Raw genomic sequence first — 23120 nt, forward strand, 5'->3', positions numbered from 1 at the left:
AGTTAGCATAGTTAAATTTAAAAATATTGAAGGCAGTCCCTCACTTGAGAGACTGCCTTATAAAATGGCTAATCAATTATGCCATTGATGGAACGGACACTTAGCTTGCTCTGTTTTTTCTTTTGGAATATCTGGCGTCGAGATTGGACGACGCTGATGCTGTTCCTGAATGATAGGGAATACCGACGTAAAGAAGTTTGACCAACCACCGGTACGTACTCTTAATAAATTATATTGCTCAGGTGATGTTACCGCTTGAGTAAATGTTTCTGGGTTAGCGACCGTGATCGTTAAAATATTAGATGAACCACCTTGGCTGAATTGTCTCAATATCTTGATTAAATCTTTAACGCCAAAGTCTTCACGAATATTAAAGTCTGTAGGTGCACCATCGGCCATTAAATTTGTACCCGTACCGTCAAAACCTTTTAAAGCACGGCTAAATTCAGCCACTTGATGATCAACAACCAAATCTGCTGGACTTGGTGATGGACTTAAATCTGATGCTACTGTTGTACCTAAACGACGACCATCAGCGCTCGCCCCATTCCATGCCCCCATCTCCACGTGATTTTCAAAAGTTCCCACACCGGGTTGAATCTGAATACCAAAAGGATGCTCTTCTGAACCATAACGTTCAGCTAAGCCTTTAAGACTTTGCGCAAATTGTGGCCATGGTTTTCTAAATGTTTCGACTGAAATTTCAGCAATCATTTGAACAATCTGATCGCCTAATTTATCGACTTCAGAATTTCCTCGTCCATAACGCGGTTGTGCCAAAGCAATCTCTCGTAAACGCTTATAGCGATCAGCTTGTGCAGCAATACGAGCATGCCCAGCTAAATTACTAATAAATGGCTCAGTCATTTTATAACCCCAGTCACAACACAAGCACTCTAAGAGTTCAGGTAATGTAGTTACTGCAGTTAATGGATCAAAAACCATTGCCTTAATCGCATATAGTGAATTAATGGTATTACTGAGCGAGATATAACACGGTCCATAAATATTATATTTAGCCCCACCACTATAAAAATCCTGACCTTTAGCCAAACAATCATCCATCAAAACATTTAGAATTGGAGATGGACAAATATCTGTATTGGCACCATAACCCAGAATTTGCCCATTAAATGCCTTGCGATTGAGCAATTCAAAATGTTGCTTATATAGATCTAATAGTTCTTCAAAACTATCTATCTGATCGGCAGGTTTCGTATTTAGTGAAACAGTTTGCCCAAACAGATAGCTTTGCCCAGCACTTGAAATTGTTCTACCCTGATTTAATGCACATTCCAAAGGCTGTAATGTCGAGAAACCACCTAATGAAAACCAGTTTTCACCAGGGAACTGAGGTTCATAACAACCATCACAAGCATAATTTTGAGCTGAACGAATATCGACTTTAGAATTCCAATTTGGCAAATTAGAGAACGCATCTCCCCCTACGCCATCTCCACTTTGATGAAGACTAGGAATGAGTTTTTCATCATTTAATAAAATTGGATGGGCACCGCCAGATAAAATTGCATGCGCAGCCACTTCTAAAATTTCTTCAGGAATATCTTTGCGAGTTCTTAAAGACAAACACGGTGCATTTAACGGTAAACGGCCTGACGCACGAATGAATAATTTTGTGACCTCATTATAAGCTGGTTTGGTTTTAGAAAAGTCTTCTTCACCATCAGCGACTGTACCACCAACTGTAATCTGTTGAATCCATTGGCCCAAAGATGCACCTTGAGGATAAGGTCCCGAACTACCACCCATTGCGAGATTACCAAAAGGTTGATGGTCTTCCATAAACATACGGTTCTGTTGTACTTTTTCGTCTAACTTAATATAGAAGGCATCGATAATTTCCTGTGCTTCTTCAGGCGGAATCGCATCTTTATCAAGGAACGGTTGCAACAGCTGATCCATACGTCCAAATGCTGTTGGCTCACCATTTAAATGCAAACAACTATGCAATGTGAAAATAAATTGAACTGCTTCAATAAATGTGTCCGGTTTATCTTTCGATAACTTTTCCATTCGATGACCAATCGCAATTAAATTATCTCTTTCGAACTCTTGTCCTTTTTGCATCTGATCTGCGACTTTAAATGCAAGCTTTGAGTAATTTAAGAAATATTCAGAAATACCAGTTAGTGCTAATCTCGAAGCTTCATAGAAGTCTTTTTTCTCTGGAGTCTGCGCATTGCTTGCATGTTTAGCAATTTCTTGTTGTAGACCAGCTAAACCTAAATCTAGTGCCTTTTTATAATTTGGAATAACATGTCCAACACCCGATGCTTCACTCAAGTTACGCAAAAAGCCCTGAAGACGCTCTTCTTCAGACAAATACTTCATGACATAACGACCTTCGCCCAAGGTCAGATTTGGCATAGCCCCCACAATAATTTCATCTGGCATAATGCGATAAGTGTCCGATCCATAAATGACTTTACCTTCACATTCACGCCCAGTTGAATATGGAATCATTTCACCATTTTTTAATAAAATTTTCCGTCCGCGAAAACCATAGTTTTCTGATGAGAATAACTGCAAACTTAATCGGATAGCCCAACCTTTGCGCAGCATAATAGATAAACCCATAATATTTTCAGGCTTATCACTGATATCGAACTCATCAATATAATAATCTACCCCTTGTTCAATTTCTTCTTGTTTCCGGTTGAAATACCAGTTGTCTTGCCATAAAGAAAATGTATTTTCAAGTAAACTTAAAATACGATTAGAAGGTGGTTTAAAAAATTCACTATGGGGATTTAGCCCAGTTGCCATATTAAAAAGATAATTACTATGATTGTAGTACATCAAACCATTATCGGAACTATTCGTATAATGGCGATCAAATCGATTCCAATCCATACCTGGGAAAAAATTCCAGTTATCTTTATCTAGTCGACTAAAATCATTTAAATATTCTGGTGTATCATCTAATGCTAAATCCTTTAAACTTGGAATATAAAATATTCCTCCCAAATCTGAATGAAGGCTATTGAATAGACGGTCATTCATAAAGCCTTCTATTGCTCCAATCTGACTTGCCATAACTTCTTCTAAAATGGCAGCAGTTTTTGCAAATCCAGCAAAATAAATTCCTGCTTCATCGGCTTTAGTTACCGATTTTGGCACTCTAAAACTTGAATTTGATTCAGCACGGCCAAACGGTAAACCTAGACGCAGAATAGGCGTGGTATTTCCATTTTCATTTTGTACACGAGAAGCTTTAATGTGCGAACGGCTATCACGGTCTGGAATAATTGTGTCGTCAGTTTTACGCCCAATCAAATCTTCAATTTGATCTTCTGACATCATGTTGATTTGATCCCAATTAATTAAAAATCTTTGAGATAGAACGTATGAGCCACCAAAATGATCAATATCTTCTGCACCAATTAAAGTATGTTTTGCAAGTGAAATTGGATCAGATGGATTATTTAAATTTTCAGAAAAACGACACCCTAAAACCTTACCATTGCGACCTGTTTTAGATTGTGAAGCAGTAACTTGACTAAATATTTCTTTAATATCTGAAGCTAAAAAATGCTCAATATATGTCTGTAATACTGTACACGCATCGGCATCATCGCTTTTTACATGCAACCAAATGTCGCCATCCGAATTTTTAAAACTCCCATTAGAATCAGAGAAAACTTCTGAGACATTTGGATTTTTTTCTTCAGGATAATGTAATTGCATTCCCTTTGGTCGTGACAACTTATCTTTTTCACAAATTAGATCCCAATTATCAAAAGAAACACCAATTGCCAAAGTTGTATTTTTACTAGAAAGTGCTGGATTCTTATTGACCTCTTGACGCACAGCTATCATTAATTGTCGTATTCTTTCCCGCGTAATTTCTTTATTTAGCCAAACTGTACTAAAAATGGCATGGGGTGAAGGATAAACCAACCCACGTTGCATATATTTCCATATTTCAGTAAAACGATCTTCATAAGATATATTTAACATTATATTAGTTCCTTTAAAATTTTTATATAATAATTAAAATTATGATTATAAATTTAATTACAGAAGCATTATTCATAATAAAATTTAAAATAACAAGAAATTTAAAATCAAACAAAAACAGTAAGAATTAATAAAAACCCTAATATAAATTTAAGTTTAGATAATTTAAAATATAAAAAAGAAAAATACAAACAAAATAAATATAATCACATAAAATAAGCCATCAATTATTAATATAAAATAATAAATAAAATTAAAATAAAATCATTAAAAAAAATTAAAACAACTTTTAAGTAAAGCTTACTGATATAATTTATAGTATTCTTTTAGAAAATTATTGTCGCTATGTTGATAAAAAAACTTATTTCTACTTTGCTTTTTACATCAATACCTTTTTACTGTTTTGCCGAGCTTCCTCAAGACTCAAGAAGACCCGGTGGAATTGCAGTCATTCCATTAACTGCCGATATTACTCAGGTTACTTTTCAACAGAAACCGGTTTTAATTAGTCAGGAAGGCCATCAACGTTATGCTGTAGTTGGTATTCCGTTATCTACCCCACTTGGCAGTGTTCAGCTCAATACCAATAAAGCTCCTATTCCAATAGAAGTTAAGTCTTATCCTTATGCTGAGCAACGAATTAAAGTCACGAATCAAGACTACGTAAACCCCAACCAAAGTCAATTAGATCGTTATGCTCAAGAAGCGAAAGAACAAAATGATATTTATAGTTCTTTTACATCAAGTTCATGGCAAAGCTTACCCAAATTTATACGCCCAACTTCAGGAAAATTTACCAACTCGTTTGGAAGAAAACGTTTCTTTAATGGGGAAGAACGTGCGCCTCACTCAGGTCTAGATATCCCAGCGCCTGTAGGTCAAAAAGTAATTGCTCCAGCAGACGGCGTAGTTGTTCAAACAGGAAATTATTTCTTTAATGGACAAACTGTATTAATTGATCATGGCCAAGGCTTAATTAGCATGTTTTGCCATTTAAGCGCGATAAAAGTAGAAAAGGGACAACATATCCGCCAAGGAGAAACTTTAGGTTTAGTGGGCAAAACAGGCCGTGTAACGGGCCCTCATTTACATTGGGGTATGAGTCTTAACAATGCTCGGGTAGATCCTCAGCTTTTTTTAAACCGAGCTCAATAATTTAACGGTTTACGAAAGTACTTTGGTGCCTCTACATACCCTTCTTTTAGGTAAAACTGATGCGCCAAAGGCCTTTGCATTCCAGAATGCAGTTCCATCCGATCACAACCACGTTGCCTTGCTAACCGCTCTGCTTCTTGCACAAGCAAATGCCCCACTCCTTTACTGCGCATATTCTCATCCACACACAGATAACAGATTTTGGCAAAGTCCCCTTTTAAAGCAATTTGTGGAATAAAATAAAGCGATAAAACGCCATACACATTTAGATTGTCAGTTGCTACCAATGTAATTGCATTCGAGTCTTTACTTAATCTTTGAAATTGTTCCTGAACTACTTTTAAAGGCTGCGAATATCCCATTTGTTTCAGTAAGTGGCATATAGTCTCAGTATCTTCCCATTGAGCTAAACGGATATTCACCCAAATTCTCCTTATATTTTTTGAATTATTCTTATCATAAAAAAAGCCAACATGAATGTTAGCTTTTCTTTTTCAGGTATTCACATGAAATTATGCAGCTTCAATAATCTCAAAATCGTGAGTAATTTCTACGCCACCATCAGAAAGCATTTTACTTGCAGAACAATATTTTTCAGCTGATAGCTCTACTGCTTTTGCAACCTGTTTTTCTTTTACAGCTTTGCCTGTTACTACAAAGTGCAAATGGATTTTGGTGAAAACGGCTGGAATCGCATCTGCTCGCTCAGCTTTAAGCTGACATACGACATTCGTCACATCTTGACGAGATTTCTTTAAAATAGTCACAATATCAAACGAAGCACACCCACCAAGTCCCATTAATATCAATTCCATAGGACGTGGTCCACGGTTTTCACCACCATACTCAGGTGAGCCATCCATCACTACACTATGACCGCTCTCTGATTTCGCTTCAAAAGCAACATTCTCTAGCCAATGTACACTTGTTTGCATTGCAACTACCCAAAAAAAATTATAAATTTAAGCAGGGTCTGTTGACATTTCATCTATGGATTGCGTAATAGCTAAAAATTAATCCAAATAAAAACGCAAAACACAGACAAGGGCAATCCTTTGTCCAGTTTTGTAATAAAGTTTGTTAAATTTCAGCCAAAATCTGAGGTGCGATTTAAGCATCTGAGGTGCAGCGCAAGACCAGATTTTTTGTGCGTTTCGTTGTTAAGCTCTATTTATTTAGTATGACTAAATTCCATAGTTCTTGCTTCGTAACGTCTAGAAAAATCGTCTTATGTCGCAACCATCTGTGAAATGTCAACAGGCCCTTGTTTTGTACACTAACATAAAATGAGTTGATAAGGAATTTCATCTCTTCTGTGTAATAGCTCATCTCGAGCTTGTGTGAATTGTTTACCCTATTCGGAACATATCAAGCATGACTTCAAATTTTTCACAACTCAGCACAGATGCTTTATCTCCGGGGCAACTACCTGAATCCGTTAAAGCATTGTTAAAGCGTGCTCACATCAACAGATATCCAAAACGAACCACAATTGTTGATGCCGGAACAGAGTCAAAATCTTTATACTTAATTTTAAAAGGCTCAGTTTCAATTATTTTACGTGAAGATGATGAGCGTGAAATTGTTGTGGCATATTTGAATCCTGGTGACTTCTTTGGGGAAATGGGGCTTTTCGAACCGAACCCTCAACGTACAGCTGAAGTTCGTACCCGTGATGTCTGTGAAATTGCAGAAATTTCATATGACAACTTCCATGAACTCAGCAAACAGTATCCAGATCTCAGCTATGCCGTTTTCGCGCAACTTGTTCGTCGTTTAAAAAATACAACTCGTAAAATGACTGACCTTGCATTCATTGATGTGTCTGGTCGTATTGCACGTTGCTTAATCGACTTATCTTCGCAACCAGAAGCAATGATCTTGCCGAATGGTCGTCAAATTCGTATTACCCGTCAAGAAATCGGACGTATTGTCGGGTGTTCACGAGAAATGGTTGGCCGTGTATTAAAGACCTTAGAAGATCAAGGTATGATCCAAACAGATGGTAAGGCTATTCTTATTTTTGATACTTCGTTAGAAGAAACCCCAGTCACTGATGAAGACTATGATGACGAAGAATAATTACACGTAATTATTTAATAAAAAGCAAACTTCGGTTTGCTTTTTTTATATGCAACAATGAGTTAATACACAAAGCTTACAAACTATTCTGTTTTTATGATTTAAGTTGAATACATATTTTCCGTTAGGCTAACTTAAAATTTCTCAAGGATTTCGCAGTATGCAATTTAAACCACTTGGTCACACTGGCATTAACCTTCCAGAAATTTGCTTAGGTACCATGACATTTGGTGAGCAAAACACTCAACAAGAAGCATTCGAACAACTCAATTACGCTTTAGAACACGGTTTATATTTTTGGGATACGGCAGAGATGTATTCCGTACCTCCTAAACCAGAAACATACGGCGCGACTGAAACCATTTTAGGCAATTGGTTTGCACAACATGGTCAGCGCGACAAAGTATTCCTTGCTTCAAAAATTGCAGGTCCTGGCTTTGGTGGAACCCATATTCGAGAAGGCCATACCAAGTTCAATAGTGACCATATCTCACAAGCGATTGATGGTTCACTTAAACGTCTCCAAACAGACTATATCGATCTTTATCAACTGCACTGGCCAGAACGTCACACCAACTTCTTTGGAACGCTCGCTTATGGCAACCAGCAAGCACACAATGATTATGAAACTACCCCCTTAGAAGAAACTTTATTTGCTCTACAAAAAGAGATTAATCGAGGTCGTATTCGTTATATCGGTTTATCGAACGAGACTCCTTGGGGCACCATGAAGTTTCTACAACTCGCTGAAAACTTAGGTGTGAGTAAGTTTGTAAGTGTGCAAAACCCATATAGCCTGCTTAATCGTACTTATGAAATAGGCATGTCTGAGATTGCCAAATACGAAGGAGTAGGTTTACTTGCGTACTCTCCTCTTGCTTTTGGTTATTTAACTGGCAAGTTCAGAAATGGAGCACGACCTGCGAATGCTCGCGTTACTCTATTTCCACGCTTTAGCCGCTACAGTAATCCACAAAGTGAATGGGCAACTGAACAATATGCACAGCTCGCTGAAAAACATGGTTTAAGTCTGACTCAATTGGCTCTAGCCTTTATTAAACAGCAATTCTTTGTAACAAGCACAATTATTGGTGCGACCAACTTAGATCAGCTCAAAGAAAATATTCAGGCTTTTGAAATCGAGCTTTCACCAGAAATTTTACAAGGTATTGAAGCCATTCATATACAACAACCTAATCCTGCCCCTTAAAAACAAAAAACGGATGCTTGAGCATCCGTTTTTATATTCACTTTAAAGTTTTAAAACTTATCTACGGCCATTATAAATAGCTAATGCTGCAGGTAAGTTTTTACGCATGTCATTAATACGTTGAGCGTTAGATGGGTGAGTAGACAAGAAAGATGAACCACCTGCACCTTCAAGTTTGTTCATTTTTTCCCAGAGAGTAATAGCAGCATTTGGATTATAACCCGCACGTGCCATTAGCATTAAGCCACCTTGGTCAGCACGGCTCTCTAAACTACGTGAATATGGTAAGCCCACCCCTACTTGCGAACCCAATTGTGCAGCAGCCGCTCCTAATTGGTTAACGTTACCGCCACCTGCATAGCTTAAGCCAATATTTAATGCTAAATCAGTTAAAGCCTGAGCACCAATTTTACTTTTAGCATGCTCTTCCAAGGCATGTGTCATCTCGTGGCCCATAACAGCTGCAATTTCAGCATCTGTTAAATTCAGCTTATTCACAATACCTGTGTAAAACACGACCTTGCCACCTGGTGCAACGTACGCGTTAACAGTATCTGATTTCAGTACAGCTAACTGCCAGCTAAATGGCTGCCCTGTTTGATTTACTTGGTCAGCATAAGGTTTTAAACGGTTGAAAACAGAATTAATACGGCTATAGGTACTTGAACTTGTATCTAAAGTCCCTTTAGCACGTGCTTCCTGCACCATTTTAGTAAAACCTTGTGCAGATTGAGCATTTAAGGTTGCTGTATCTGCACCTGCCATGTCCGCCATTGTTGCGCAACCTGAAATTGTTACGACACCAGCAGCACATAAGCTTAAAAAAAGTTTTTTATTCATTAACATGGTTCACCTAAATCGTTAAAAAAACTGTTTATTCTTTTGCACTTATTATAAGAAATAGCACACAAGCTTTGAATCTCTCATTTCTTCACGATCATAGTATTTATGTAACGATCAAGCAGATAAAGTCATCAAATAAATCCAGAACAGTAAACATATTATATTTAAGACAAGATAGACATGGCTTAAAGGCTTAACTTTCTCTTCAAGAGAGGGGCTTGTTCTTTTCCATAATAGATAACTGTTTTGTATAAGAACAACCGGAATCAAGATACAAGCTATCAGAACAGAAAGGCTCATGAATGCTGTCATAAAGAAGTCAGGATTATAATTTTGACCATAAATGACTAACATAGCCAACGTTGGCGAACCACCGATCGCAAATAAAAAAGAATAAAAAATGGTTTTTGAAATTGTTGGTTGTAATTTCATTTTAGTTCATCATCCATGACATAACTTTTATTTCTGTTTTAATCTGAATTAGACAAAACCGAAACTGCACTTTAGTCGGATATAAAAAAAGCCCCCTTTTCAGGAGGCTTTTATTATCTTTGCAAATTAAGCAGAGAATGGATGACGTAAAACAATTGTTTCAGCACGGTCTGGACCAGTTGAAACGATATCAATCGGACATTCGATTAATTGTTCAATACGTTTCACATAAGCCAACGCATTTGCAGGTAATTGGTCAATGCTAGTCAAACCAACAGTTGACTCGCTCCAACCTGGCATAGTTTCATAAATTGGTTTCAAGCATTCAAAAGAAACCGCATCAGAAGAACCTACACAACCTGAATCAGTATTTTCATAACCTACACAGATTTTTACTTCTTCTAAACCGTCTAGAACGTCAAGTTTAGTTAAGCAAATACCTGAAAGTGAGTTAACGTCTACAGAACGACGTAAGATTTCGGCATCAAACCAACCACAACGACGTTGACGACCAGTAGAAGCACCAAATTCGTGACCTACAGTACCCAAGTGTTTACCAATTGGGTCACCAGAATCACTTGCTGCATCGTAAACTAATTCAGTTGGGAACGGACCAGCCCCTACACGTGTTGTATAAGCTTTAGTAATACCTAATACATAATCAAGATGTAAAGGACCCATACCAGAACCAGAGCTTACGCCACCAGCAGTTGTATTTGAGCTAGTCACATACGGATAAGTACCGTGGTCGATGTCTAAAAGTGAGCCTTGAGCGCCTTCAAACATTACAGGCTTACCTTCTTTGCGGTAGTCATGTAACACTTTAGTCACGTCAATCACTAATGGAGCAAGCACTTCGCGCCATTCGTTGCAAAGAGCCAATACGTCTTCAAATTTAACTGCTTCTACACCGTAGAACTGAGTTAACTGGAAGTTATGTAACTCAAGCATTTCTTGGAGTTTTTCTTCTAACGCTGTACCACCACGAACAAGGTCAGCAACACGCACTGCACGGCGAGCTACTTTGTCTTCGTACGCAGGGCCAATACCACGACCTGTAGTACCGATTTTAGCGTTACCACGTTTCTTCTCACGAGCCTGATCAAGAGCAATGTGGTTAGGCAAAATAAGTGGACAGTTTGGAGAAATGCGTAGACGTTCTTTAACTGGAACACCTTCAGCTTCCAAAATTCCCATTTCTTCAATTAATGCTGCTGGTGAAAGCACCACGCCATTGCCAATTAAGCACAATACGTTTTCACGTAAAATGCCTGATGGAATGAGGTGCAATACAGTCTTTTTACCACCTACGACAAGAGTATGACCTGCGTTATGTCCGCCTTGATAACGTACTACCGCAGCCGCTTGATCTGTGAGCAGGTCGACGATTTTACCTTTACCTTCGTCGCCCCATTGGGTACCAAGTACCACAACATTTTTGCCCATAATAGCCTCATTACATCATGCTGTTAAAATTGGAAACCATCAGTAAAAAACTTACCGCTGGCGTTTAAATCTTTTCAATATTCCATTGACCGTTTTGCGATACAAGCTGATGTGTCGCATAAGGAATAGAACCTAAATTATCATTACCTAACAATTGAACTACACGTAAGCCTTGTGAACGTGCATTTGCAATTGCTTTAAGCAAATCTGCATCAGTACCTTTTGGTGCCACTACAGTTTCAATTTCAGCAAACTGATTTGCCCCTAAGGCATATAAATCACAACTGAAACCAGTAGCAGGACGTGCACGACCAAAGTGTTCACCAATACCATCATAACGGCCACCTTGCGCTAAAGGTGCAGCACGGTTCGGTGCATAAACTGCATACATCAAACCAGTGTGATAGTGGTAACTGCGAAGTTCGACAACGTCAATTCCAACATTAAGTGCTAGCCAACGGTTTTTAATTTGTTCAAGTGTAGTTTTGAGTGCATTTAATGCAGCATCAAATTCAACATCTTTTAAAATATCTGTACTTAAATGAGTTTGTAATGCTTCTAAATCACTTGCATAGCGACCAAGTGCATAGAAGTCTGAACCCATATTTAAATTTTGAGTAAATTCAGCCAACTCAGGTAATGCTTTTCTTTGATAAAGATCAGATAACTCATGCTCTTCATTTTTAGAAAGGCCAGCATATTTGACTAAGCTGCGAAATAGCCCTACATGTCCTAAGTCTAAATGTGCGCCTTGCAATGTATAAGCATTTTCAATGAGCCCAAGCATTACATCGACCATTTCAACATCAGCTTCAATACTATCGTGGCCATATAGCTCTGCACCTAATTGTAAAGGTGCGCGAGTCGCATTGAAATTTTGTGGTTTTGTATGTAATACAGTCCCTGCATAACAGTAACGTGCAACCCCTTCAACAGGTCTTACATGTGCATCAATACGTGCAACTTGAGGTGTCATATCAGCACGGATACCGAGTAAACGGCCTGAAAGCTGGTCAATCACCTTAAAAGTTACTAAATCCAGGTCTTGATTTGATTCTGATAATGAAGACAACGATTCGATGTATTCGATAAATGGTGTATATACCAGTTGATAACCTCTTACTGAGAGGAAATCTATAGCTTCACGACGAAGTTTTTCAATGACTTGCGCCTGTTCCGGCAATACATCTGCTACCCCGTCAGGCAGCAACCATGTCTCTGAAATGGTCATATTTCAAGCCTAAAATCTGATCAACGTGGAACGACCCCACATAAAAAAATCGGGAACACACCCGATTTCTCTTAGTGTAGCATGATACTTTGTGCCATGCACCTGACAATTTGCATAAATCTTTCTTAATAAACTCTAAAGTCAAAAAGAAGATAATAAGAATAAACAATAGTATTCAATGCCTTACCCTTATTCAATTTAGTTACACACTAAAGTTCTTCGACTAAAGAAAGGGCTAATATCTGAACTATCGTCTTTTTTCCAACTAACCAACCTTAATGGTTGAATAGCTTTCTTAAGTTATTTTAAATTTAGAAAGAATCACACAAATCTAATAATCGATTTGCATAGCCCCATTCATTATCGTACCAAGCAAATACTTTAGCTTGATGTCCAACAACCATGGTTTGGGTTAAATCAACAATAAGTGAATAAGGTGAATGATTAAAATCACTTGAAACTAGTGGTTCATCAGTCACTGCCATAATTTCCGCATAATCTGTTTGAGAAGCTTTGATTAACAATTCATTAATATGATGAACAGTAATTGGAGATTGTGTGATAAACGTTAAATCAATTGCAGCCACATTAATGGTAGGAACTCGAATTGAGTAGCCATCAATACGGTCTTCCATTTTCGGCATTACACGCTTTAATGCACCGAGTGCACTAGATGTAGTGGGAATAATATTTTGTCCAGAAGCTCTAGCACGACGTAAATCACGATGCGCATGATCAAGCACAGACTGATCTGCCGTTACTGCATGAATTTCGGTCATGAGCGCAGTTTCAATACCAAATGCATCATCAATAATTTTTACCAATGGCACCAAAGCCTGCGTAGTACATGACACACTAGATATGATTTGATCAGTCGCTTTTACATCGGCATGGTTAACACCATAGACAATTGCAGCATCGACATGGTCAAAAGGTGCAGCCCCAATAATGACCCGCTTCGCCCCTGCTTCTAAATGACGTGTCGCATCAGCATGAGAACGGAACAAGCCTGTACATTCGAGTACAACATCAATTTGCAAGCTTGCCCACGGTAAAAGTTCTGGTTGTTTTTGCTGAAGAACTTCAACTTTCAAATTTCTTTGGTTAGATTGAATATTTAAATAAATCTTTTCATTTTCAATAGCTATGTCAACTTTGCCATTAAAACGACCATGAGTTGAATCATATTTAAATAAATGCACCAGTGTCTGTACATCTGCTATATCGTTAATCGCCACGATTTCAAAATGAAATTGTTTCGGGCTCTCAAACCAGGCACGTAAAACATTACGTCCAATCCGGCCAAACCCATTAATGGCGATACGTTGCATGACCTATCCTTATCTACAAAACCAGAAACGAAAGAAGGCATATAGTAAAACACGTCAAGGCTAATTGAATATAGATTTTTAGCCAAATCACAGTTTTGTAAGATATTCCCTCTAAAATCGTTGGTTCGGTGGGGTTTTTCCGTTACAATTTAGCGTTTTTTAAAAATAAGCCCCGTATCACATGCAAGATTTGTGAACAAACAAACTTGTGGTGATGCTTTTAGCCAAATTCGAAAATATGGAGTGACTTGGTTGTGAGTACTCGTTTAATGACATCTGCTGAAATTCGTGAAGCATTTTTGCGCTACTTTGAAACGCAAGGGCATACACGTGTCGCGTCGAGTTCTCTTGTTCCTGCCAACGACCCAACTTTATTATTTACAAATGCTGGGATGAACCAGTTTAAAGACTGTTTTTTAGGTCTTGAGAAACGTGACTATGTACGTGCCACAACATCACAAAAATGTGTACGTGCAGGCGGTAAACATAACGATTTAGATAACGTCGGCTATACAGCTCGTCACCATACATTCTTTGAAATGTTAGGTAACTTCTCATTTGGTGACTATTTCAAACGTGATGCGCTTAAGTTTGCTTGGGAATTTTTAACCAGCGAACAATGGCTTGCTTTACCAAAAGATCGCTTATATGTAACGGTTTATCATACTGATGACGAAGCGTATGACATCTGGAATAAAGAAATTGGTTTAGCACCAGAACGTATTATCCGTATTGGTGATAACAAAGGCGAAAAATACGCTTCAGATAACTTCTGGGCAATGGGTGATACAGGTCCATGTGGTCCATGTTCTGAAATTTTCTTTGACCACGGTGACCACATTTGGGGTGGCTTACCTGGTTCTCCTGAAGAAGATGGCGACCGTTTCATTGAAATCTGGAACAACGTTTTCATGCAGTTCAATCGTACTGCTGATGGCGTGCTTCATCCTCTTCCAGCTCCATCTGTTGATACAGGTATGGGCTTAGAGCGTATTTCTGCTGTATTGCAACATGTTAATTCAAACTATGACATTGACCTGTTCCAACACTTATTAAAAGCTGCTGCAAACATTATTGGTATTGAAGACGAAGGTCAGCCTTCTTTACGTGTTGTTGCAGACCATGCACGTTCTTGCTGTTTCTTGATTGCTGATGGTGTAAACCCAAGCAATGAAGGCCGTGGCTATGTACTTCGCCGTATTATCCGTCGTGCTGTGCGTCATGGTAATAAACTTGGCGCAACTGGTACGTTCTTCTACAAAATGTTGCAACCTTTAATCGAAGTTATGGGTGATGCCTACCCAGAACTTGCAGCGCGTAAAGACGTGATTGAAGCAACTTTAATTCGTGAAGAAGAACAGTTTGCTAAAACACTTGAGCAAGGTTTAAAACTACTTGAAGGTGAACTTGCTCAGTTAAAAGACAAAACTATTCCTGGTGCGACTGTATTTAAACTTTACGACACTTATGGCTTCCCAACAGACTTAACTGCGGATATTGCACGTGAACGTGGCTTTATTATTGATGAAGCTGGCTTTGAAGTTGAAATGGCTGCACAACGTCAACGTGCGCGTGACGCTGGTAAGTTTGCAGTTGACTATAACAACATTGTAAAAGTCGAAGGTGAAACTCAGTTCGACGGTTATATCAACACAACTGGTCAAGGCGAAATTGTAGCGATCTATAAAGATGGCGTACAAGTTGATGAAGTTTCTGAAGGCGACGAAGCGCTTATCGTTCTAAATCAAACTCCTTTCTATGCTGAAAGTGGTGGTCAGATTGGTGATACAGGTATCTTCAAAAACGAAACTGGTATTTTTGAAGTTCAAGACACCCAAAAGTCTGGCGGTGCCTTTGTTCATCAAGGTATTGTGACCGTTGGTAACCTCAAAGCAAATCAAAATGTAGAAGCGATTGTTAAAGCAGACATTCGTGAAGCTACTGCGCGCAACCACTCAGCAACTCACTTGCTACATGCTGCCCTTCGTCAAATCTTAGGTTCACATGTACAACAAAAAGGTTCTTTAGTTGCAAGCGACATTTTACGTTTTGACTTTGCAAATGACCAACCTGTTTCATTTGAACAATTACAACAAGTTGAACGTCTCGTAAATGCTGAAGTTATTGCCAATACTCCAGTGACGACTGAACTTCTCGACATTGAAGCTGCGAAAGCAAAAGGCGCAATGATGTTGTTCGGTGAAAAATATGGTGATGAAGTACGTGTACTTTCTATGGGTTCAGTCATTGATGAGAAAAACTTCTCAATCGAACTTTGTGGTGGTATTCACGTAAAACGTACAGGTGATATTGGTTTATTCAAAATCACTTCTGAAGGTGGCGTAGCTGCTGGTGTACGTCGTATTGAAGCAGTAACTGGTACTAAAGCGTTAGAAGTGGTACAAAAAGCTGATAATGATATTCAGCACATTAATAGCTTACTAAAAGCACAGAAAGACCAAACAGTTGAGCGTGTACAAGCCAATGTAGAATTGGTTTCTGCACTACAAAAGCAGATTGAACAGCTCAACCAAAAATTGGCAAACTTCCAAGCGGCTGACTTGATTGACCAAGTACAAACCATTGCTGGTCGTCAAACGCTTATTACCACTGTTCAAGGTGTTGATGCCAAAGCGCTTCGCAACTTACATGACAGTGTGAAATCAAAATTAGAGAACGCAGTGATTGTGTTAGCAGGTGTAGAGGGTGACAAAGTCAGCCTGCTTGCATCAGTCGCGTCGCAATACACTGCAAATCTAAAAGCAGGTGACATCATCAAACATCTAGCAACTGAGTTAGGTGGTAAAGGTGGTGGTAAACCTGACTTAGCACAAGGTGGCGCGCCACTTAACGAGAAGTTTGGACAAGTTATTGCAGCATTGCCTGCTTGGCTTGAACAAAAATAAGACTTCACTTTTTGTGTAACTGACCCTGAAAAGCCTCTCAGGGTCATGGCTTATATGGAACAACTATGGCATTAATCGTTCAAAAATATGGCGGTACTTCTATGGGTACCCCCGAGCGCATTTTAAATGTTGCTCGTCGTGTGAAGCGTTGGCATGATCACGGTCACAAGGTTGTTGTGGTCGTATCTGCAATGAGTGGTGAAACAAACCGCTTACTTGCCCTCGCTAAAGCCATTACCGAAACACCTGACCCACGCGAGTTAGACCAAATGGTTTCAACCGGTGAACAGGTGACGATTTCCATGTTAGCTATGGCACTTAATTCGATTGGTGTGGAAGCTAAATCCTATACCGGACGTCAAGTCGGTATTAAAACTGACAGTGCATTTACCAAGGCGCGTATTGAGTCGATTGACACAGATGTCATGACCAATGACCTAGATGCAGGCCGTGTTATTGTGGTTGCAGGCTTCCAAGGCTTTGATGCCAATGGAAACACAACAACTCTAGGACGTGGTGGTTCAGATACTTCTGGTGTTGCCATTGCAGCTGCGCTGAAAGCAGATGAATGCCAAATCTATACTGACGTTGATGGTGTTTACACTACAGACCCTCGTGTTGCTCCTAAAGCGAAGAAAATTGATCGTATTTCTTTTGAAGAAATGCTAGAAATGGCATCATTAGGTTCAAAAGTTTTACAAATTCGCTCAGTAGAATTTGCCGGAAAATATCAAGTTCCTTTACGTGTATTATCAAGCTTTGATAATGATGAAGACGGCGCATTTGACGACGAATTTAAAGAAAATGTAGGTACACTCATTACTACTGAGGCAGAAGACAATATGGAACAGCCAATCATTGCAGGTATTGCTTTTAACCGTGACGAAGCAAAATTAACGATTTTAGGTGTACCTGATGAACCAGGTATTGCTTCTAAAATTTTATCACCAGTAAGTGATGCCAACATTGAAGTGGACATGATAGTTCAAAATGTTGAAGAAGATGGCACAACAGATTTTACTTTCACAGTAAACCGTGTTGATTTAGCGAAAGCTGAAAAAATCTTAAATGAGACTGCCAAAAATATTGGTGCACGCGAAGTTTCAACACGTGACGATATCGTAAAAGTTTCAATTGTTGGTGTGGGTATGCGCTCACATGCTGGTGTCGCAAGTAAGATGTTCACTGCCCTTGCAGATGAAGGCATCAACATCCTTATGATTTCAACTTCTGAAATTAAGGTTTCTGTCATTATTGATGAGAAATATCTAGAACTTGCAGTTCGTTGTCTACACACCGCTTTTGGTTTAGATCGCGAACACGGTGAAAGCAGCGCCCGCGCTTAATTTTACCAAACGGTCAAGAATTCATTCAAAACTGTTTACTTGTCCGACAATAATCAAAGAAAACACAGAGCCGCTATAGTTTTTTTTATAGCGGCTCTGTTATATTAAACGGAAAGTTTTTTGGCAGAGATTATCAAAATATGACTTTGTTCTCATATTTCTGTTAGAATCTGACTGAAAACTGAGGTTGAGCTTTTTATTTGGGTACCAATATTGCAGTTTTAAGCGTTTAGCAAGGAGATAAACATGCTGATTCTGACCCGCCGTGTCGGGGAAACATTAATGATTGGGGATCAAGTCAGTGTTACTGTGCTTGGCGTCAAAGGAAACCAGGTTCGAATTGGTGTGAATGCGCCAAAAGAGGTTTCTGTTCATCGCGAAGAAATTTATCAACGTATTCAACATGAACGTGCAATGCATGAACACCTTCAACATCTTGATCAAGATTATCAAGTTTCATATGAAGATGATAATTATGCACAGAAAAACTTCAATCGTTAGTATGAAGTTATTCTCTCCCTAATTAAAGCGACTTTATAGTCGCTTTAAATTTTTTGGGAGTATATAAATTTATAGACCTAATGCACGTTTTACTGGGGCATAACTACGACGATGCTGATCGATCACGCCATGAGCTGCAATCGCTTCAAAATGTGCTTTAGTTGGATAACCTTTATGTTTTCCAAAACCAAATAATGGATATTGCTGATCTAATTCTGCCATTTGGCGATCACGTGTGACTTTTGCCAAAATACTCGCCGCACTAATCTCGGCATGGCTAGCGTCGCCACCAATAATCGCTTCACAAGGAATAATGATTCCTTTCGGAATTTGGTTGCCATCTACAATGACTTTTTGAGGTTGTGTCTTTAGGCCTTCCACTGCTCTTTTCATTGCTAAAAATGTTGCCTGCAAGATATTCAGCTCATCAATTTCCGCATGTGTCGCTTCCGCTATTGACCATGCTAAAGCTTTTTCCTGAATTTCAATAAACAACTTTTCACGTTTCTTTTCAGTTAATTTTTTAGAATCGTTTAATCCTAAAATTGGATTGTTCGGATCTAAAATAACAGCTGCAGCAACAACTGAACCCACTAGTGGGCCTCGCCCCGCCTCATCTACGCCTGCAACAAACATGTATACTCCAATAAAAAAAAGAGGCCGATCAATATGAGTCAGCCTTCTTTGAAACTCAAATTATTAATTACTTTTGTAAAGCTTCTGCTACGCAAGCATTTACAGTATTAGAAACGACTTGATTTACAACTGTTGCACGTGCAGCTGGGTCAAGTGCAGCAGTAGCCAAATCAACTGCAGTCACACTGTTTGGTGCCTTTTCACTTACGCAACCACAAACATTAGTTTGAATACTATCACGTTGTTCAGCAGTCATAAGCTTTGTTGCTGTTTTCCATGCAGGAACATTATTAATTTCTGTAATACATTTCGCATTTACAGCTACTTTTAATGCAGTCATGCCTAACTGTTGAGTTGCAGTTTCTGCAGAACCTGCACCAGGTGTAGTCGCACATGCTGTTAAAGCCAAAACTACTGGTGCTACAGCGAGCATCAATTTTTTCATCATTTTTTCCTTTGATCGAACGTAAGCAGCGCGTATTTTGCCTAAACTTGTGCTTAGAAGAAACAAATAAATTGATGCATTTATGCAAACTAGCTCTCTTATTTTCTCGCTTAAATTGAGCGTGTTTTTCCCAATTAAAGCGTTCTGTTTATAGCACGCTCCGTTACGAGAACAACATTTCTCAAATTCAGTGCTTTCCCATAAAATCTAGCGCTAAAATGACAAAAAAATAGGGTCTTTTATGCCTGCCTCATCCTCTCAATACTACACCCGTACTGCACAGATTCTGCATTGGGTCATGGCAATCATTTTCATTACCGCTTGGGTGATTGGTTTCTATAGTGGAAATTTTTTAAGTTACGATGCCGATGGCAGCTTTAAAGGCGATGTTATTACACTGCATAAAAACATTGCCACAACCATTATCTTTTTAGTGGTTATTCGCCTATTCTGGCGTTACACCCACCCAGCCCCACAACTGCCTGACACGATGTCACCGACGATGAAAACTTTGGCACATGTTGGTCATCTATTGCTTTATGTGATTTTGGTGGCTTTACCTGTTACGGGTTGTTTATTTAGCTGGAGTGCTGGTCATCCTGCCCCTGTTTTATATTTATTTGAAATTCCACGTTTAGTACAAGACAATCCAGAGCTTTTAGCTATCGTTAAACCATTACATATTTATATTTCGTGGTTTGCAGGTTTGCTTATTGTTGGACATGTTCTGGCAGCTTTAAAACATCACTTTGTGGATAAAGACAATGTTTTAAACAGTATGACCAAACAGCCTAAATAAATTCAATGTTAAAAAAACCGCCTATCACAGGCGGTTTTTTATTTAGATTTTTTGGATTTCTGAAATCCACTTTTGTTTCTCTTCATCTGAAATGAAAGAGGCTTCAAAAGAGTTAATTGCGAGTTGCTTCAACTCATCATTACTTAAATCTAAGGCTTGCTGAATAGCAACGAAGTTATCATTCATATATCCACCGAAATATGAAGGATCGTCCGAGTTAACAGTCACGTGTACGCCTTTTTGTAAAAGACGGCGGATATTGTGATCTTTCATATCCTTAACGACACATAGCTTTAAGTTACTTAAAGGACAAACCGTTAATGGCATTTTTTCATTAATTAAACGAGCCATCAATTGTTCGTCTTCTTCAGAACGCACGCCGTGGTCAATACGGTTTACTTTGAGCAAGTCTAAAGCTTCCCATACATATTCAGGTGGGCCTTCTTCGCCTGCATGAGCCACGATTAAGAAACCTTCTTCACGTGCCTTAGCAAAAACACGTTCAAACTTAGCTGGTGGGTGTCCTACTTCACTTGAATCAAGTCCAACAGCAATGATGTCTTCTTTAAACGGTAAAGCTTGCTCAAGCGTTTCAAATGCCGCTTCTTCGCTTAAATGACGCAAGAAACACATAATAAGCTGAGAGCTAATACCAAATTTAGCTTTTGCGTCAGCACACGCACGTTTAAGCCCATTTATGACCGTTGCAAAAGCAATACCACGGTCGGTATGGGTTTGCGGGTCAAAGAACATTTCTGTATGAACGACACGATCTTCTGCACATTTCTCAAAATATGCCCACGCTAAATCATAAAAATCTTGCTCATGAACAAGAACATTTGCACCAGCATAGTAAATATCTAGAAATGATTGAAGATTATGAAAGTTATAAGCTTGCTTTACTTCTTCAACAGATTTGTAAGGAATCTGAATCTGATTACGCTGTGCAATCGCAAACATTAATTCAGGTTCAAACGTCCCTTCAATATGTACATGCAACTCAGCTTTTGGTAAGGCCTGAATCAGCTCGACTTGATTCATATTAACTCCACATCTAAAGAAAAAAGGGTGTGGTAAACACACCCTTCTATAATTTCCTTCTTATATCTCTATCACTAAAATAGTTCTAGAAGGAAATTATAAAAAATCGTATTAACCGCCAAAAGCGATAAATTTAAATACCCAAAGAGCAGCAATAATCCATACCATGTATGGAACAGTTTTTGCCTTACCTGTGAATAATTTAACTAATGCATAGCTGATAAAGCCCATTGCAATACCATCTGCAATTGAGTAGGCAAATGGCATAAATACAATTGTTAAAAAGGCTGGAACAGCTTCTGTAATATCATCCCAATCAATGTGTGTGATCCCTTGGATCATTAACACACCAATAAACAATAAAGCTGGTGCTGTTGCAAAACCTGGTACAGATTGAGCAAGAGGTGCCAAGAATAAACAGCAAATAAATAAGACAGCGACAACGACAGCGGTTAAACCTGTACGTCCACCCGCTGCTACACCTGAAGCTGATTCAATATATGGTGTAGTTGATGAAGTACCTAATGCTGCACCAGCAACAATCGCAGTAGAGTCAGCAAATAGTGCTTTTTTCAAACGTGGTAATTTACCATCTTGTAAAAGTCCTGCACGGTGTGAAACGCCAACTAAAGTACCCGTACTATCAAACAAGTCAACAATGAAGAATACGAAGATGACACCCACCATACTTGCAGTAAATAGGCCTTTAAAGTCCATTTGCATGAATGTCGGGGCAATAGAAGGAATCTGGCCCACTACGCCTTTAAATTCATTTAAGCCTAAAGCAGTCGCAATTGCTGTCACCACTAAAATACTAATAATGATGGCACCACGAACTTTGAGCTGATGTAAAACTACAATGAGTAAAAAGCCAAATAAAGCCAGTAGCACTGTAGGTTGTTTAATATCGCCCAACCCCACTAATGTCGCTTTGTTTGCAACAATGATTCCAGCATTTTTTAGCGCAATAAGTGCAAGGAATAAACCAATACCACCACCTATCGCAAATTTAAGCGACATTGGAATAGCATTGACAATCGCTTCACGAACCTTAAAGAAGCTAATAGCAAGAAATACAACACCTGAAACAAAAACAGCTGCTAAAGCTGTCTGCCATGGCACTCCCATACCCATACATACCGAATAGGTAAAATAAGCATTAAGCCCCATACCTGGTGCCAAGGCGATTGGGTAATTGGCAATAATACCCATCACTAAACAACCGATTGCTGCTGCCAAACAGGTCGCAACGAATACGGCGCCATGATCCATGCCGGTTTCAGATAAAATGAGTGGATTGACAATGATGATGTAACACATCGTTAAAAATGTAGTTACACCAGCAAGAACTTCTGTTCGAAACGTGGTTTTATTGTCGCTTAACTTAAATAAACGCTCTAACCAGCCTGCCGAAGAATTGGGCGCCGCCATAAGTAGCCTCTATGCAAAATCTGAGCTGTGGAATATGTACTTCTATGTAGGTATCTGAGCAATCTTGTTTTTCTGTTCAGATCTCTAGACAAAAATCTTAAATAGACGAAGCAACAAATATGCCACTCATTTGATGTCTGTTTTCATACACAGAAAATAGCCACAGCCCCTCTTGAAACACAAAAAAGCTGCATAACCCCTATGCAGCTTTTTTACTATACGTTCAATAAGTTTAACAGATTCAACAGCAACATGATCAAAATTTATGAAAAGATATGACCAATGGCACACTTTTTAAAGCAAA

At 38.8% G+C, this 23120-nt stretch carries 19 protein-coding genes and 1 pseudogene; 7 read left to right on the forward strand and 13 right to left on the reverse strand.

Going from position 1 to position 23120, the window contains the following annotated elements:
• Window positions 1-72: 72 nt before the first annotated feature.
• Complete coding sequence (locus ACG59Z_RS13055; protein ID WP_400199757.1) at window positions 73-3981, reverse strand: Dyp-type peroxidase; 3909 nt, start codon at window positions 3979-3981, stop codon at window positions 73-75.
• Window positions 3982-4326: 345 nt separating this feature from the next.
• On the opposite strand from ACG59Z_RS13055, the gene ACG59Z_RS13060 reads away from it, so the two are divergent.
• On the forward strand, window positions 4327-5136 hold the full coding sequence (locus ACG59Z_RS13060) for a peptidoglycan DD-metalloendopeptidase family protein (protein WP_396464054.1): 810 nt from the start codon (window positions 4327-4329) through the stop codon (window positions 5134-5136).
• On the opposite strand, the gene ACG59Z_RS13065 is transcribed toward ACG59Z_RS13060, so the two are convergent.
• The 3 genes and pseudogenes from ACG59Z_RS13065 to ACG59Z_RS13075 all read right to left on the reverse strand — a co-directional run.
• Window positions 5130-5558: a GNAT family N-acetyltransferase gene (locus ACG59Z_RS13065; protein WP_400199758.1), complete on the reverse strand. Its 429-nt coding sequence runs from the start codon at window positions 5556-5558 to the stop codon at window positions 5130-5132. The genes ACG59Z_RS13060 and ACG59Z_RS13065 overlap by 7 nt on opposite strands.
• Before the next feature lie 90 nt (window positions 5559-5648).
• Complete coding sequence (locus ACG59Z_RS13070; protein WP_001195082.1) at window positions 5649-6071, reverse strand: OsmC family protein; 423 nt, start codon at window positions 6069-6071, stop codon at window positions 5649-5651.
• A gap of 94 nt (window positions 6072-6165) precedes the next feature.
• Window positions 6166-6246 (reverse strand): annotated as a pseudogene (locus tag ACG59Z_RS13075) (hypothetical protein); the annotation flags it as partial.
• A gap of 264 nt (window positions 6247-6510) precedes the next feature.
• On the opposite strand from ACG59Z_RS13075, the gene crp reads away from it, so the two are divergent.
• Together crp and ACG59Z_RS13085 are read left to right on the forward strand one after the other, a co-directional pair.
• Window positions 6511-7218, forward strand: coding sequence for a cAMP-activated global transcriptional regulator CRP (crp, locus tag ACG59Z_RS13080; protein ID WP_000203217.1), 708 nt, complete (start codon window positions 6511-6513; stop codon window positions 7216-7218).
• A gap of 160 nt (window positions 7219-7378) precedes the next feature.
• Entirely contained in the window at window positions 7379-8428 is a 1050-nt protein-coding gene (locus ACG59Z_RS13085; RefSeq protein ID WP_400199759.1) for an NADP(H)-dependent aldo-keto reductase, read from the forward strand.
• A 57-nt stretch (window positions 8429-8485) separates the two neighbouring features.
• Here ACG59Z_RS13085 and ACG59Z_RS13090 read toward each other — a convergent pair whose 3' ends face one another.
• The 5 genes from ACG59Z_RS13090 to gap all read right to left on the reverse strand — a co-directional run bounded on the left by ACG59Z_RS13090 (window position 8486) and on the right by gap (window position 13711).
• The gene (locus ACG59Z_RS13090; RefSeq protein ID WP_263613282.1) at window positions 8486-9268 is read right to left on the reverse strand and encodes a M48 family metallopeptidase; all 783 of its coding nucleotides are present in this window, start codon (window positions 9266-9268) and stop codon (window positions 8486-8488) included.
• A gap of 117 nt (window positions 9269-9385) precedes the next feature.
• Window positions 9386-9703 carry a hypothetical protein gene (locus ACG59Z_RS13095; protein ID WP_263613281.1) on the reverse strand — a complete coding sequence of 106 codons (318 nt, stop codon included), beginning with the start codon at window positions 9701-9703 and terminating at the stop codon, window positions 9386-9388.
• 126 nt (window positions 9704-9829) lie between these two features.
• A complete protein-coding gene (locus ACG59Z_RS13100; RefSeq protein ID WP_400199760.1) occupies window positions 9830-11149 on the reverse strand; it encodes an adenylosuccinate synthase in 1320 nt (439 codons plus the stop codon).
• Window positions 11150-11213: 64 nt separating this feature from the next.
• Window positions 11214-12380, reverse strand: a complete 1167-nt coding sequence (locus ACG59Z_RS13105) for an ATP phosphoribosyltransferase regulatory subunit (RefSeq protein ID WP_400199761.1) — start codon at window positions 12378-12380, stop codon at window positions 11214-11216.
• Between the two features lie 311 nt (window positions 12381-12691).
• Window positions 12692-13711 (reverse strand): type I glyceraldehyde-3-phosphate dehydrogenase, encoded by a 1020-nt coding sequence (gap, locus tag ACG59Z_RS13110; protein WP_400199762.1) that lies wholly within the window; start codon window positions 13709-13711, stop codon window positions 12692-12694.
• Between the two features lie 269 nt (window positions 13712-13980).
• Between gap and alaS the strand changes: the two genes are divergently transcribed.
• From alaS to csrA, 3 genes are all read left to right on the forward strand, one after another.
• Window positions 13981-16617, forward strand: coding sequence for an alanine--tRNA ligase (alaS, locus tag ACG59Z_RS13115; RefSeq protein ID WP_400199795.1), 2637 nt, complete (start codon window positions 13981-13983; stop codon window positions 16615-16617).
• A gap of 65 nt (window positions 16618-16682) precedes the next feature.
• Window positions 16683-17963, forward strand: a complete 1281-nt coding sequence (locus ACG59Z_RS13120) for an aspartate kinase (RefSeq protein ID WP_263613279.1) — start codon at window positions 16683-16685, stop codon at window positions 17961-17963.
• A 246-nt stretch (window positions 17964-18209) separates the two neighbouring features.
• Entirely contained in the window at window positions 18210-18464 is a 255-nt protein-coding gene (gene csrA, locus ACG59Z_RS13125; protein ID WP_000906487.1) for a carbon storage regulator CsrA, read from the forward strand.
• Between the two features lie 69 nt (window positions 18465-18533).
• Here the strand turns inward: csrA and rnhB are convergent, their stop codons facing one another.
• A complete protein-coding gene (gene rnhB / locus ACG59Z_RS13130; protein ID WP_343570142.1) occupies window positions 18534-19100 on the reverse strand; it encodes a ribonuclease HII in 567 nt (188 codons plus the stop codon).
• Window positions 19101-19167: 67 nt separating this feature from the next.
• Window positions 19168-19545 carry a hypothetical protein gene (locus ACG59Z_RS13135; RefSeq protein WP_263614955.1) on the reverse strand — a complete coding sequence of 126 codons (378 nt, stop codon included), beginning with the start codon at window positions 19543-19545 and terminating at the stop codon, window positions 19168-19170.
• 241 nt (window positions 19546-19786) lie between these two features.
• On the opposite strand from ACG59Z_RS13135, the gene ACG59Z_RS13140 reads away from it, so the two are divergent.
• Complete coding sequence (locus ACG59Z_RS13140; protein ID WP_396464058.1) at window positions 19787-20344, forward strand: cytochrome b; 558 nt, start codon at window positions 19787-19789, stop codon at window positions 20342-20344.
• A 42-nt stretch (window positions 20345-20386) separates the two neighbouring features.
• Here the strand turns inward: ACG59Z_RS13140 and ACG59Z_RS13145 are convergent, their stop codons facing one another.
• Window positions 20387-21385: an adenosine deaminase gene (locus tag ACG59Z_RS13145; protein ID WP_245149409.1), complete on the reverse strand. Its 999-nt coding sequence runs from the start codon at window positions 21383-21385 to the stop codon at window positions 20387-20389.
• Between the two features lie 111 nt (window positions 21386-21496).
• On the reverse strand, window positions 21497-22816 hold the full coding sequence (locus ACG59Z_RS13150; protein WP_263613276.1) for an NCS2 family permease: 1320 nt from the start codon (window positions 22814-22816) through the stop codon (window positions 21497-21499).
• Window positions 22817-23120 lie beyond the last annotated feature (304 nt).

The sequence above is a fragment of the Acinetobacter sp. ABJ_C1_1 genome (genome assembly GCF_044684115.1).
Lineage (GTDB): Bacteria > Pseudomonadota > Gammaproteobacteria > Pseudomonadales > Moraxellaceae > Acinetobacter > Acinetobacter nosocomialis_A.